At 45.9% G+C, this 15,058-nt stretch carries 12 protein-coding genes; 1 reads left to right on the forward strand and 11 read right to left on the reverse strand.

Annotated elements, in window-relative coordinates; genetic code table 11:
- Positions 1-21: 21 nt before the first annotated feature.
- The 6 genes from queA to NQ565_RS03275 form a co-directional block, all read right to left on the reverse strand.
- A complete protein-coding gene (gene queA / locus NQ565_RS03250; RefSeq protein WP_005655700.1) occupies positions 22-1,080 on the reverse strand; it encodes a tRNA preQ1(34) S-adenosylmethionine ribosyltransferase-isomerase QueA in 1,059 nt (352 codons plus the stop codon).
- Between the two features lie 101 nt (positions 1,081-1,181).
- Positions 1,182-1,892, reverse strand: a complete 711-nt coding sequence (gene truB / locus NQ565_RS03255) for a tRNA pseudouridine(55) synthase TruB (RefSeq protein WP_005655702.1) — start codon at positions 1,890-1,892, stop codon at positions 1,182-1,184.
- Complete coding sequence (locus NQ565_RS03260; RefSeq protein ID WP_005655703.1) at positions 1,892-2,746, reverse strand: undecaprenyl-diphosphate phosphatase; 855 nt, start codon at positions 2,744-2,746, stop codon at positions 1,892-1,894. Before NQ565_RS03260 ends, truB begins: the two co-directional genes overlap by 1 nt.
- A gap of 2 nt (positions 2,747-2,748) precedes the next feature.
- Positions 2,749-2,991, reverse strand: a complete 243-nt coding sequence (locus NQ565_RS03265) for a DUF3098 domain-containing protein (protein ID WP_005655705.1) — start codon at positions 2,989-2,991, stop codon at positions 2,749-2,751.
- Between the two features lie 65 nt (positions 2,992-3,056).
- Entirely contained in the window at positions 3,057-3,938 is an 882-nt protein-coding gene (locus NQ565_RS03270) for a cell division protein FtsX (RefSeq protein WP_005655706.1), read from the reverse strand.
- A 22-nt stretch (positions 3,939-3,960) separates the two neighbouring features.
- Positions 3,961-4,878: a class I SAM-dependent methyltransferase gene (locus NQ565_RS03275; RefSeq protein WP_040316027.1), complete on the reverse strand. Its 918-nt coding sequence runs from the start codon at positions 4,876-4,878 to the stop codon at positions 3,961-3,963.
- Positions 4,879-5,307: 429 nt separating this feature from the next.
- Here NQ565_RS03275 and NQ565_RS03280 point away from each other — a divergent pair, with 429 nt between their 5' ends.
- Positions 5,308-5,763 carry a DUF3836 domain-containing protein gene (locus tag NQ565_RS03280; protein ID WP_005655710.1) on the forward strand — a complete coding sequence of 152 codons (456 nt, stop codon included), beginning with the start codon at positions 5,308-5,310 and terminating at the stop codon, positions 5,761-5,763.
- A 78-nt stretch (positions 5,764-5,841) separates the two neighbouring features.
- Here NQ565_RS03280 and NQ565_RS03285 read toward each other — a convergent pair whose 3' ends face one another.
- From NQ565_RS03285 to NQ565_RS03305, 5 genes are all read right to left on the reverse strand, one after another.
- Positions 5,842-6,876, reverse strand: coding sequence for an endonuclease/exonuclease/phosphatase family protein (locus tag NQ565_RS03285; RefSeq protein ID WP_005655712.1), 1,035 nt, complete (start codon positions 6,874-6,876; stop codon positions 5,842-5,844).
- Between the two features lie 13 nt (positions 6,877-6,889).
- Entirely contained in the window at positions 6,890-8,275 is a 1,386-nt protein-coding gene (locus NQ565_RS03290) for a DUF5689 domain-containing protein (RefSeq protein WP_005655714.1), read from the reverse strand.
- Between the two features lie 33 nt (positions 8,276-8,308).
- Positions 8,309-11,029 carry a TonB-dependent receptor gene (locus NQ565_RS03295; RefSeq protein ID WP_005655716.1) on the reverse strand — a complete coding sequence of 907 codons (2,721 nt, stop codon included), beginning with the start codon at positions 11,027-11,029 and terminating at the stop codon, positions 8,309-8,311.
- A gap of 190 nt (positions 11,030-11,219) precedes the next feature.
- On the reverse strand, positions 11,220-13,148 hold the full coding sequence (locus NQ565_RS03300; RefSeq protein WP_005655717.1) for a fimbrillin family protein: 1,929 nt from the start codon (positions 13,146-13,148) through the stop codon (positions 11,220-11,222).
- Between the two features lie 67 nt (positions 13,149-13,215).
- Complete coding sequence (locus NQ565_RS03305) at positions 13,216-14,853, reverse strand: fimbrillin family protein (protein ID WP_005655719.1); 1,638 nt, start codon at positions 14,851-14,853, stop codon at positions 13,216-13,218.
- Between the last annotated feature and the right edge of the window lie 205 nt (positions 14,854-15,058).

Below are 15,058 nucleotides of genomic sequence, written 5' to 3' on the forward strand. Positions count from 1 at the left end.
CGCTAATCCCTAACCGCTATTTTACCTGTCTGTTATCAACATCGCATCTCCATAAGTACCGAAACGGTAATCTTCTTTCAATGCCACGTTATAGGCTTCCATCACCTGCTCGTAACCGCCGAAAGCGGCAACAATCATCAGCAGCGTGGAAAGCGGCATATGGAAATTGGATACCATCGCATTGGCCACCGTAAAGTCATACGGCGGGAAGATGAACTTATTCGTCCAGCCTTCATATTCCTTCAAATGGCCGTCTGTGCTGACGGTACTCTCTATCGCACGCATCACCGTAGTACCTACGGCACACACCTGCCTGTTCAAATCCTTGGCACGGTTTACAACCTTTACGGCTTCTTCCGTAACAATCATCTGCTCGGAATCCGTCTTATGCTTGGTAAGGTCCTCTACATCGATGTCGCGGAAGTTGCCCAAACCGGCATGCAATGTAATATAGGCAAAGTCAATTCCCTTAATCTCCATGCGCTTCATCAGCTCGCGGCTGAAATGCAGGCTTGCCGTAGGAGCCGTTACAGCACCTTCGTTGCGGGCAAAGATAGACTGGAAACGTTCCGAATCCTCCGGTTCCACGGGACGGTTGATGATGCTGTGCGGCAGCGGCGTCTCGCCCAAAGCATACAATGCCTTCTTGAACTCGTCGTGCGGCCCGTCATACAGAAAACGAAGGGTACGTCCGCGCGAAGTGGTATTGTCAATCACCTCGGCTACCATAGAGTCATCTTCACCGAAATAGAGTTTGTTGCCGATACGGATTTTGCGGGCAGGGTCTACCAGCACGTCCCACAAGCGCAACTCCTCATTCAACTCACGCAACAGAAATACCTCGATACGTGCACCGGTTTTTTCCTTGTTGCCGTACAGCCGGGCGGGAAACACCTTCGTATCATTAAAGATAAATACATCCTTATCATCGAAATAATCCAAAATATCCTTGAACATACGGTGTTCGATTTCGCCCGTCTTTCTGTGCAGTACCATCAGGCGCGACTCATCTCTATACCTTGTAGGATGTAAGGCAATCTTCTCTTCAGGAAGTTTAAACTTAAATTGCGACAGTTTCATAATCAGTTATGAGTTATAAGTTATTTATTGTTTATTTCAGTATATTTTTTAGTCATAAATGGCATGAGTTATCCAGCAGTATGCTCCTTCGTAGCAATAACTTATAACCCATCACTCATAACTAAATCCTGCCCGTCTATCCACTCTTTGAAATCAAGCGGATTCAGACAGTCTTCTATGCGGACATCCCCCACACGGGTACGTTCCAGGGCCGTGAGATGAGCACCGCTATGCAGCGCTTCACCGATGTCGCGTGCCAAGGCGCGGATGTAAGTGCCTTTGCTGCACACTACCCGGACTTTTATTTCCGGCAGGTTGCATTCCAGCAGTTCAATCTCGTCAATCACCAGCAACTTGGGCTTCAGCTCTACCTCCTCACCTTTGCGGGCAAGGTCGTAGGCACGCTTGCCGTTCACCATACAAGCCGAAAAAGCAGGCGGCACCTGCTGTATCTCGCCTGTGAACTTCTTCAATGTCTCCTCCACCAGCTCCCGCGTGATATGCTCCGTAGGATAGGTAGCGTCTATCTCGTGCTCCAAATCATAGGAAGGGGTGGTAGCGCCCAACCGAATGGTGGCGATATACTCCTTGGTATGATACTGGAACTCCTCAATCCGCTTTGTCGCCTTGCCCGTACATACTATCATCACGCCCGTGGCAAGCGGGTCGAGTGTACCGGCATGGCCTACTTTCAACTTCTTTACCTTCATCCGCCGGCAAATGTGGTAACGCGCATGCCCTACGACCTTGAACGATGTCCACCCCAGCGGTTTATTGAAATACAGAACTTCTCCCTCTTTAAAATCCATCATCACACCACCTCTAAATTGTGTCCCGTAAGCAACAGCAGAAGGATGATTCCTCCGACGATGATACGATACCATCCGAATGCCTTGAAACCATATTTCGTTACAAAGCTGATGAAGAACTTGATAGCAAGCAAAGCCACCACAAATGCCACCACATTGCCTATTATCAGCGCCGGCAGATTATTCATGATAATCTCCGTTCCTCCGTCCAGAAAGAGTTTCAGCATCTTATATACCGTAGCTGCAAACATCGTGGGAACAGCCAGGAAGAAAGAGAACTCGGCCGCAGCCTTACGCGTCATCTTCTGTGCCATACCGCCGACAATCGTTGCCATGGAACGGGACACACCCGGTATCATCGCAATACACTGGAACAGACCGATATTAAAGGCTTTCTTCTCCGTCAGAACGGTATCCTCACTGTTTTTCGAGAATATCTTGTCACAGAACAGCATGAACACACCGCCAATCACGAGCATCACGGCCACTACGGTCACGCTCTCCAGCATTTCGTCGACCTTGTCGCTGAACAGAAATCCCAGCACAGCCGCCGGAACGAACGCCACCAGCAGTTTCCAGTAAAAATCAAACTTATGCAGGAAGCGTTTCAGCGCGGAAGTATCTGCCGGAACCGGAGTATGGTTCAGACGGAAGAAACGTTTCCAATACAGCCAGACCACCGAAAGGATTGCACCGAACTGTATGATTACCGTAAAGGCTTTCACAAATTCCGTACTCTCTATGCCCAACAGATTTTGTGTAATAATCATGTGTCCCGTAGAAGAAACCGGCAAAAATTCCGTCAGTCCCTCTACAATAGCGATAATAATCACTTCAAGCGTACTCAAATCTCCCATAGTTATTCTTCTGTTTTATCTTCTGTTTTCGGTTTACGTAATACTGCATATATCATAAAGACAAACCCCAGCAGGCATACCAGCGGCGCCACTTTAATGCGTCTTACACTAAAGATATCCGGCTCAAAGTGTGTCGGTGTGGATACGGGACCGGTCATTAAGATAAAACCAAGTATCACTACCGCCATGCCGACAGCAAGCAAAATAAAATTGGTCTTGTCGAAAGCGAACTTCTGTTTACTCATCTGTTTATTTACTATTTAACGATTTACTATTTACTATCTGAAACTTTGCTTTTCGGAAAGCAGTGTTATATGTAATACAGGGTGCTTGCCTTCATTTTCAGATATTTGTTGATGGAAAGCAATGCACACAACCAGGTAATAAGCACTCCGAACACCAGTACGGAAACAGACACCAGCAGCATCACCTCCGGAGTGATAACCCTGATCAGTTCCGGTTCGTAAGAAACCAGCCAATAGGCGGCTCCCCACAAAATGGCATCGGCAATGACAGCCGACAATACGCCTATCCGGAAGTTGCGCCGCAGGAACGGACGCCTGATGAAGCCCCAGCTTGCCCCCACCAGCTTCATCGTATGGATAAGGAACCTTTTGGAGTAAATGGTCAGGCGGATTGTATTGTTTATCAAGGCAAAAGAGATGAAAGTCAGAATGACTGCCAGCCCCAGCAACATCAGACTGATATTGCGGATGTTCTCATTCACCGCATCAATCAGGTCTTTCTGATAAAGCACCTCCTGTATATCCGTATTCTTCCTGATTTTCTTCTCTATCTTGGCGATGCTGTCCGAATTGGCGTAACCGGAATGCAGTTTAATTTCAATGGACGCCGTAAAAGGGTTATAGCCGAGAAACTCCTGCGGGTCTGTTCCCATTGCCTCGGTCTGCTCGCGGAGCGCCTGCTTTTTGGAGATATACTCCGTTTCCTTCACAAACGGTTCTTTATCCAGTTTTTTCTGCAACTTCAGTATATCGCTCTCCTTCATGTCGTCGCTGATGAGAATGGAGAAGTTGATATTCTCCTTTACGTATACGGAAAGGTTGTGAGCGCCCAATACAAAGAACACCACCAGCCCCAGCAGCAGCAACACCAACGTAGTGCTTATGCTGGATGTGATGAACTGCATATCAAAACAGGGCACAGACTTGTTTTTAGCTTTCTTATTCATTTTCAATCCCTTCTCACATTTATCACTCTACCGTTTTTTCGCTCTTTTTCTTACGGAATACGTAAATCATGGAGCTGCTGCGTTCTTTCCTTACCAACGCATGAAACCATGCCAGCGTACCGACAACCATGCCGCGCAGAAACGGGCACGAACGACGCATGTTCTTCTCCGTCAACATAGACACGTAAAACGCGTCAAACGGCATGGGATGCCGCTCTGCCAGAATAAAGCCGTGCCTGGAGCCTAATTTCTGGATAGTAGCGGGAGTGAAATGCCACAAATGACGGGGAACATCGTAGGCAGCCCAATATGCACCGTACTTTCTGGCATCATATGAAGAACAGTTGGGTACGGCCACTATCAGCACACCTTTATCCGTCAGCAACGAGTTCAAGGTTTCCCAAGTCCCGTTCAATACTTCAAGATGCTCCATTACATGCCACAACGTGATGACATCGAAGCTCCCCGGCTCAAAATCCTTCAACGCAGTATCCGGCTTCACTTCCAATCCAAAATGTTCTTTGGCAAACACACGCGCTCCGGCATTCTTTTCAACGGCTTCCACCTGCCAGCCGGCACGGTTCATCGTATCGGCAAAGTAACCGGTACCCGTACCTATATCCAGCAGACGTCCCGTCTTGCGATGCGCCTCATGCGCTACCAGACGCGCTTTCCGCTTCAGCATATAACTGCGTACACGGTGGTATACGGAGTTCATCGCTCCTTTTTTCGTATCCGAGTGGGAAATATAATCGGGAGTTTCGTAATAGCGTCCGATTTCCGCTTCCACAGGAAAATCCTGAGTAAAGATAAAACCGCAATCTCGGCAACGGCACAAATGGAATGCCTCGCCCGAAGCATAATGGTCTATGCAGGTCAAGGTACGCTCCAAATGCGTTCCTCCACATACCGGACAAGCTTTTATAGTGAGTTTATTCATCGAACGTTTACCGATAAGGAAATGCAGCCTGAAACGGACAGACCGCATTAATCCTAAATTTGGTGCAAAATAACAAATAAAAAGTGATTTACAAGGCTTTCATTAAGGAGATTTAATATTAACATGAAATAAAAGTCCGCCCTACTGCAACCCGATATTGAAAAGACAGAGAAATCCCAACTCAGGTTTTCTTCACAAAACGGACCGGTTATCACCTTTGTGTCCGTTCTTAGGCGGACAACTGTCCGATAATGAACAGAGATAAAAACAAGAAATACACTGTTAATCAAACAGTTAATCTATTGGCACGGTTATTGACTTTTATAATGCGAAGACGTTCGAGAAAAAAAGACGGAAAAAGCAACTTTTTATATCGGCAGTCACGTCTAACGGTAAAACAGGAATAGTAACAATAAAAAAATAAAGATTATGAAAACTACAAATTTATTCAAAGCAGTCGCATTCGTAGCAATGATTATCGTAAGTATCATGAACTCAGAAGTCAAAGCCCAGGACAGATTCATTACCAATGAGGAAGTACAGAATGACCTGATAGTGGCAAAAACCATCTTCAGACAAAGCGGAACTTACCTCTACAACCACATGCGTTATGAATTTACATACGATGACGAAAACCGCCTGACAAATAAAACCGCCTCCAAATGGGACAGCGTCAAAGAAAAATGGATGCCTTATTTCAGGATGTCCTATCAGTATGCCGACAATGAAATCACCTTATCCTACGCCCGCTGGAACGAAAAGCATCAGTCTTATGATAAAGATGTGAGAAAGAGCGTGTACGAAATGAATGCGGAGAATATGCCGGTAGCCTACAAAAGCAACCGCATATACCACACGGTAAACCTACTGACAATGGCAGAATAATGAAAAATTAAAGTTAACAATACATTAATAAGGGGAGTACGGTCCGTGAGGTTCGTACTCCCCGTCTTTGTACCTTACTCAGAGTTCTTTTACAAAATAAGTCAAAGTAGGCAAATGGTCACTGTATCCGTTCTGGAAAGTAGTTCCGGAGAAAGTGCGCAACGGATAGCCTTTATACTTTCCTTCCTGCTGGATAAGGAACGGACGGTTAAAGACTTCCGATTTCCAAAACTTCAATGTACTGCGGTCCTTTCCTATCAGATTACCCGAAACAATCTGCTGGTCGAACAAGTTCCACTGATTCTGGTAACAGAGCGAACCGATGCCTTGCTCAAAGAGCTTCCAGGTAGCATTATAATAACCGCCGGGCTTCACTTCCCTGATGCTCTTCACAGCTCCCAGCACTTGGCTGCAACTCTTGTTATCGGGGTCGTCATTCATGTCGCCTACAATTATCACCTTTGCCTGCGGGTTATCGGCATGCAGCGAGTCGGCTATATGGCGAGTGATGCCGGCTGCAAACTCGCGCAAGGGTGATGATTTGGAACCGCCATAGCGTGACGGCCAATGGTTTACAATCATGTGAAAAGGCTCTCCTGCCAGTATACCGCTCACCAAAAGCTGGTCGCGTGTTTTATAGCCCGGCATGTCGGGCTTGGCAAACGGATAAGTACGTGCAGACACAAAAGTAAACAGTCGCGGATTGTAAAGGGCAGCCACATCGATGCCACGGTGGTCGGGACTCTCGAAATGCACTATCCGGTAGCCCAATGAGGCGATAGGCTCTGTCTTTACCAGGTCCTCCAGGACTTTTTTGTTTTCTACTTCGGAGATGCCGATAATGGCAGGTCCGGCAGGACAATAGTCACGCGCCAATTGTGAAATCACCTTGGCAACATTCTGCAATTTCTGTTCGTATTTGACCTGTGTCCATTCGTACTTACCGCCCGGAGTAAAGTCATCATCGCCCGGATTATCCGGATTGTCTTCCGTATCCCACAGATTCTCCAGATTATAAAAGGCGGCAGCATATACACGCAGCTTGCCCTGTGCGAGCAAGCCGGTGGACAGGCATAATACCAAAAAAGCTGACAATATGAGTCGTCTGTTCATAAAGCGCAATTTTTTAATTACCGGTAGGAGTAGGTTCGATAACTGTTCCGCCGTTACCGGTATTGCCACCGGTAACCGCTGTTACTTTTACTTTTTGTATCTGCCACCTCAAAGCATTAGCCGTCGAACTCTTATAATGGAACGCAAATTGAATTTTCTTACCTGTATAAGTATCCAATTTAATATCACCGGAAGCAACGAACTTATTATCTGTTCCTGTAGAATAGGTAGGAATGCCGACTTCTGTCCATACGTCTCCCCCTTCTTCTCTTACTTCCAGTTTCAAATCTTCCAAATGCGTATCGGCAGCAAATGTTTTAAAGGTGTGGTCGAAAGTCAAGATTACACTATTTTTGCCTGTCAAATCAAGTACAGGAGAAACAAGACGGCTTTCAGAGGCTTGATTAGCGCCATTAACATAGGCGCTTGCCATCATATAATAAGTTTCATTATAGTTAGACGCTTTCCACACATAATCACTTCCCTGCGGAAGCTGGACATCCTCTATGGTAAATGCACCTTGCCCGCTCTCCTTGCCAAAAGACTCTTCAAGGATTGTCACCATCTCCTCCGGCTGTTCCGGCGTCTCATCTCCCCCCGGAGTTTCCGTAAAGTCCGCCACATCATCCGCACTTCTTACCGTAAGTTGCCAGCCTCCTTTGAAACGTCCCAGGATACCGGTTACGCTTCCTTTTCCTTTCGGCAGCTGATTGGCTGCAAAGTTGGCATACGAGCTGGTGCGTATCATAATGACATTCCCGTGACTGTCCTCTATGTTCTCTTCCCCATAGTCATCCTCCGGAGCAAAAGTGCCTTTTCCGCCATTTTGGAATGTTACGCCGGTAAATTTCACCAATTTGAACTTATAGCCGTTCACATCGGCATTCACCTTGCTGATATCATCTATTACAAGCGGAGTCACATTCTCCGGATTTGCCCAACTGTCTTTCTTCACGTGTGCCTGAAACTCTTCCCACGGTGTACGGTAAAGATACCCGTCGGGGTGTCCCAGTTGCAACTCATCGCCATACATGGAAAGGCTCAATCCTTTCAGGTCGATATAAACCGTCTGCCCTACGGGATAGTAATTATACACGCTGTTCTGGTCCACTTCCATTTCGATGGCGCCGGTTTCGTCCTGCAAATAAATCTTCTTGAAGATATTTCCCGACTCGTCATTGGCAGTGATAACGGCTTTCATCACTTTTTCCTCGCCAATGGTATAGGGAGCATCCTCCCCTACTGTTGCCCCCATAGCACGCAGTTCCTCTATCGTGGTATTGGCTGCCGGACCATCATACTTGGGCTCGTTCAAAGGCGGCGCATCATAATCGCGCTCGCAGGCTGCGAACACAAGAGAAGAGATAAGCAATAAGCTGATTCTATTGAAAAGTTTCATATTCTTATAATTTTTCTGATTATATAGGATTGGTTAAAAACGATAACTTACGTTGAGGAAACAATTCAGTCCCTGCATATAGTAATACTTGCCACCAAAACGCGTAGGATAGCTCAGGTCGGAACGGCCCTGTTCATAGCCGCCCGTACATATATCTTTCTTGTTCAGCAGGTTGTTTACCGAAAGGTTGAAGTTGACAGACTGGCGTCCGGGCAGATAGAATATCTTACCCACCGAAATGTCCACCGTATAAGCTGCCGGAAAACGTTCCTGCGTAGTCAGTGTACGGTAGGCCTCCATCTGTTCCGGATTGTAGGGATTGACGGAAGCATAGTTGGACGACAGGCGGCGCAACGGTGCAACCTCGATATAATTGCGGGCAAAACCGTTGACATTGGCTCCCAGGAACCAGTAGTTCACAAAGTAACGCACACCGAAAGTGCCGGCAAACTGCGGCATTCCACCCACATAAACATCTTTCATGTACACCTTTTCCTGATCCGTTATCTTACCGTTTTCGGAGTGCTTCACACCGTCAGGGTTATTGCTGTAATAATATTCGGAAATGGTTCCTGCAAGGTCGAAGCTCCAATGGTCGTCCAACTTGTAGGTAGCCCCCAGTTCCAGTCCGCGGTGAATGCGGTTTACACCGTACAACACGTGATTGATGAATGTGCCCTCTATGCCGTCGTAATAACTGTTACGCTCCATCTGGTCGTAGAAATTGGTTTGGAAAACACCGATACGTCCAGCCAGTTGGGGCATGGAGAATACATAGTTGAGGTCGGCGCTGAAGATGCGTCCGCTCTTCATGTTGTCGATTGTGCGGTCGGTGATACGGGGTGAGATATACGCCTCATTGGGCAGCGGCGCTTCGCTGCCGTAACTGATGTTGGCGGTCAGCATATGGCGCCCGTTAAACTTATAAGTGAGACCGCCCTTTACGGTAATATCGGTAAACTGATGACGGATACCCTTGCCATAGGAACTGTCCGGATAGCGTCCGTTGCGCATCTTTCCGTCGCGGCGGAAATTGGTATAAGTCAGCTTGGCTCCATAGTAGTAGTCCCAGTGCCGCGAAGTATAGCGGTTCACCGCCCAGGCATTTGCCGAGTAGATGTTCAGATTGAAATTGTAACCGAAGATACCGTCCTTATACACTTTACGGTCCGGACGGTTCAAGTCGTTCTGCAACTTGTCGTGGTCGCCCGAAAAATCGCGTTCGGCAAACTTGTCGATATCCAGCACATAGTTGCTGCCCAGCAGGTCGTCTACCGTCTTGAACTGGCGCGACTGCGTAAAGCGCGCCCCTACTCCCGCCGTCAAACCCAGATGACGGTTAAACTGCTTGTTCAGTGTGGAGTTGAACGAGGTCTCCAACAGGTCGCTGCGGCGCTCTTCCACCATATATACGGCAGCACCGTTACCGGCACGCAGGTTATTGGCATTGGCCAGATAAAGGTTGTCCCAGTTTATCTGGGTGAAATCGGGACGTCCGCTACGCCATAAGTCACGGTACTGCATCTGCATATCCTCGTCTTCAAAATAAGAGGGCAGGTAGCGATAGTAGTCGGGACGCGGGTCGGGAGCGTTATACCAGTTCAGCGCCGTATTGCCATAGCGTGCATAATGCGCACCCACACCAGTGGTGAGCGTCGTAGTATCGTCTATCTTCCAGATATGCGAGATAACGGCGGTCGGGTCGAATGCGGTCACTACTTTCGCATTGCGTTTCTTGCCATTCTGGTATCCCCAATTAGGATTGTAAAGGTAGTTGTCGGTCAGCTCGTAGACCTCACGGTATGAGTTACCTTGCTGTCCGCGCTGTACGGGCGATACGAAAGCGGTCATCGAAAGGCTGTGCTTGCCGCCCTGCCACTGCTTCTCGGCAGAGAAAGCAAGAGCCAGGTTGTTGTAAAACGTACCGTCTATGTTTCCCTCGTGCGAATAGCGGCCACCTGCCGATGCGGTAAACGCCCATCCTTTTTCGTTGAGTCCGGTGGAATAGGTAAACATGCCCCGCAGGTAGTAGTTACGGTTGGTATAGCTCACGGTAGCCTTGCCGCCGGGAGTATAGGACGATGCACGCATATTTATATTTTCGGCACCGCCCAGTGCTCCGAAAGTAAAGGTAGAGGGTGCGGTGAAGTTGGTTACGTCACCGTTGCGGGTCATGTCATTCAATGCTCCAACAGAGGCATAATTAAACACTCCGCGGTTCTGGTCATTAAACTCCACGCCGTTGATGTATTTCAGTTCCTGCGAACCGGTATAGCCGCGCGGCGAGAAACGGGCGGGCGACAACTGGTAGGCGGCGCGGTTCAGAAAGACATCGTTAGAGAGGATTACGGTGGAGCTCACATCCTGCGAAGCGTTCTCCACATCGTCATCCACCATGCCTGCGTCTATCACGCCAATCATGGAGATGTCTTCGGTGGCATTCAGCTCGGTCACCTTAATGGGCTCAAGTTCTGTAACGCCCAGTTTTTCCACTTCAATGGTTACACTCTTCGGAGTAATCAATACGGAGTTGAGCTGTATGACATGGCTTCCCGGCTGCAAATTACGGAGAATGAAATTACCGTTTGCATCGGTAGTAACCTGTCTGTCCTGCCCGGTCAGAGTGACGATGACTCCGGGTACAGGCTCATTGCTCACTGCTCCGACTACACTGCCTTTCACCGTACCTGCACTTTGAGCAAAGGCGAGACAGGGGAAGAAGAATGTAATGAAGAACAGTAATTTTAGTTTCATACGTTAATTGGGGTATAATAATGAGGGGTTAAAAACTATTCTGATAATAATGCGTCAAAATCTACTATAGGTACACAGATAAACACAAGATTAAGGAATTGATTACCATCCATATCTATATTTACCTGTATAGTCTATGATAAGAAGATTTTGACACACTATGCAAAATACAAAGAAGAAAAAAGTTGGATTAATCAAGCTGGATTAACTCCATATCATCGTAATAGATATAGCCTCCTGCTTCATTTGTAGTCATATTTCTATAAGCTCTTATCTCAAAACGTACTTTAACCACATTTTCAGGCATTGTAATCTCAATTTTTACTTGTTGCCAATCAGGATTGTCGACAGAATATTCCTCTTGCTGTATTTCGGCATTCAAATCATTAACAGTTTTCCCATTAGCATCAACTAAAGCAAACCAATAACGACTGCTGGCTTTGGCATCATTATCTAAGAACCAATAGGACAAGCGATATTTCTTTCCGCCCAAAACCTCAGCTTCCTGCTGTATTTTACTTGTCTTACTACTTGATGTTTGTCTCAAAGAATAATCTCCACTATGTTTTATGGTTGCTTCCTTTACAATTTCACCTATATTATAATTATTATCCCATTTGATAGGAAGTTTTTCTCCCCATTCTTCAAATCCAGGGTTAATTAAAAGATTATTACCCGGCGTTGGCTCCGGTTCCGGCTCCGGTTCAACAGTGCCTCCACCTTCTCCTGAAGATAATTTAACACTAAATAAACGTAAACCACAAGTATTATCAGTTGATGTACAATAGAATTCCAATGTAGTTTTATCACTTACTGCAACATTCTCAATAACTAATTTAAACGGAAGATTAGCTTCGTTATTCTCTTTACTTACCACTTTACTCGGTACGGCAAGGTCTACACCGTTACAACGAACCTTTAAAGTAGCCAAGTCCTGGCTGGCACCCGGATCATAAACATTTGCCCCAACTTCATATTCCAAAGTAGCAGTAGTAGCTCCTTTCATATCAATGTTCTTTATCTTCAATGAATGCTCTACATTTGTGGAGAACCAAACATTAGTTTTTTTATCAGTACCAGTAGTACGCACACTAAGTTTTCCCGTAGCATCCTCAAACATTTCTTTAGGATTATCAAACCCTGTATAATCTTTTACCAATGGCCATTGGTTACCATTTTTTTCCGGTGTACCAAAAGTTTCAATAAATACCACTCCTTCCGGCTGCTCACCGCCACCTTCACCAAAGTCCACATTAATATCGCCACCAGGCTGGTCTGTCCACGATTCAATGCTTGCTCCGCCCATAGTAACGGCAGGTTTACCGTTTTCCGTGGACAAAGTAGCAGTGTACGTGTACTTATATCCGGCCTCAAAACCGGCACCGCCATTTACGGAAACAGGCCATTCGAAAGTCTTACCGTCCAGCACGAATGTCATCTTGACGCCATCCAGTGTAGTGGTAGGCAAGATAATCGCCTCAGCAGTAGTGCCATCGGCACTGACATTCATCTCGATATCGGCTTTACTCTCTTTAGCTGCCAGCGTACCGTCAGCCAGATTAAAATCGGCTTGTGTATTCATTCCGGAAAGAGAGATTTTCAATCCGCTTATATCGGGAAGAGTCTCATCGCTACCGACAGCAATCACAATCTGACTCAGTTTATGTTTGAAAGCCAGGTCTACAGCCTCTCCGGCAGCAATTGCCTTGGCATTATCAGAATAAAGCAAGTCTACTTTGGCAGGGTCTGCCTGATTATCTACAGACACGGCTAAAGTCTTACCGTTTAAAGATGCGGAATAAGGATAATAAGCAATGAAATTTGCCGTTCCTTCTTCCGGATACCTCAATGTCTGTCCCGGAGCAGCCGTAAGCGTACCGCCGTCCGATGCAACATATTTCTTGTTGGCAAATTCAGCAGTTTGCGTCGTCATAAAGATACCTACCTCATCACCATTGCTCCAAACGTCTTTGGAAGCTTTGGTCTGCAGGCCGTCAATGCGGGAATTGAAAGTAACGCTGTTACTGTCCAACCATTCACTATTGTCATCATTGTTAGTACATCCCGTAAAAACAAGGGCTGACAATGCGCCCATAATCAATAAATTACTGACTCTCATAATGATTTGTTTTTGAGATTGGTTTTGTTTTTATGTTGTCTTAATTGAGTACCTTTGTACAGTAGGATTATTGCCATTTGGATAAATCCAATTGGCTCTTTGTGCTCTCATCAAGTCCCGGGAAGAACTCAAATCCGGTATTCTTTTCCAAATCACTGACGGAAACCGCATATTTCATATAGGATTGAGAATCTGTATAGTCCCTATGTTGCATCCAGAAAGCAATCGTATGATACTTGCCGCCTATCTTACGCGCCACAGCCTTAAAATAATAGGACGGAATAGGAATATCCTTGCCATCATTATCCTTTATAGATTTTTCTTTTATCCAAGTAGCATCATCTGAAGGCGGTACTGCACCGGTCACAACATAAACTGTATCCGAAGCCGTAGACCAACTATTAATTCTATGTTCCAAATTCATCCAAATAGCTCCGTTAAATTTGTCTTGTCTTTGCGGAGTCTGATTGGTAAAATAAAATGTCTGATTATTCATCTCCATGGTAGCTACACGGTCATTACTCGGTATTTGATGTCCTCTTCTATAAATCTTCCCACCATAGGATTTTGAAACCACAGTTTGAAATTCATTCTCCCTCACAAGAGGATCAGAAACCCAGTTATCCTTTCGCTCTACATTTTTCTCAGTATAGCACCGATGCAAAGGATAAGCCACCCAATGTGCCATCTTCATCTTTTTATCATACAGCATACTATAATTACGTATCATCTGTCCCTCCATATCCGGTCGGGCAGTACCCTTATATTTTTGCTTCGTATTATGAGTAACATACATCAAATCATGATTTTCCATCTGTGCCTTCGTTATAACCGGCGTCTCAAACCACTTGGCATACTTAGGCGCTTCAGGGTCTACCGTTGTATTTCCCCCTGTATTACTGATTTTCAAATTAAGCGTATACCTTTCTCCTGCCTCAATATTTCCCGCTACATTTGTTTCAATCTCCTTATCTTTCCCGTTGATGGATAATGTAATTTTCAGTTTTCCTTCAAAGGATTGCGGTATCAGCACAGCATCCGCCTGCGTACACTCTTTATTGACGCACATGGAAACAGCTTTTTCTTCATTTCCCAATTCAATGTTATCACTCTCTTTCGAAAGGTCTATGGTAGCCTTGCTTATCAGTGGCTGCACCGTTGCTTTGATGCCCGTTAGCGAACTGCCGTCGGCACTGCTCAGATTCAGCACCAGTTTTGCCAGCAAATGGCGGAATTGAAGATTGCCGGTAGGGGACGTCGCAGTTCTGCCTGTCAGGTTAACAGCTGCCATCAGGTCTATATCCTGCTGACGGCTCTGGTCTGTCACATCAAGGACATACCGGGTATGATCCGTCACTTGCTCATCATACGGATAATAAGCAATGAAATCCACCGCCGTTCCGTCTTCCGGATAATAAACGGCATTGCCCGCTTTGCCCACGAAATTGCCGTCACCTCGTGCGGTGACATACGCCGCATTGGCTTTAAGGACCTTTTTATCGGCATTGTCGAGCATAAAAAGACCGATCACATCATTCGCTTCCCACGAAGCATTGACCGCTCTCGACATCACCCTATCATCTATGACAGATGTAAATGTGGCTTCCGCAGCCTGATTACCCTGCGGCAATTCAGCAAATTTACTTTCACAAGCCTGAAGAACGATAAACAAGGATAGAAATCCGATTGCACTTTTAATTGTCATACTGAAAAATATTAAATATCTTACAATTGTTTTTATTGAACTGTTTTCTGTTTTTTTAAAATAAGTGCATAAAATTATAAAATAAAATACACATAAATAAAGACCCGGAACAAAATCTGCATAGCATACAGTAAAAAAGTCCTTTTTTACCAAAAATATGACAATAATATGAAAATATAATGTCAAATATAAACCCTTCCCATTA

Origin of the sequence: Bacteroides stercoris ATCC 43183 (genome assembly GCF_025147325.1) — a bacterium.
GTDB classification, from domain to species: domain Bacteria; phylum Bacteroidota; class Bacteroidia; order Bacteroidales; family Bacteroidaceae; genus Bacteroides; species Bacteroides stercoris.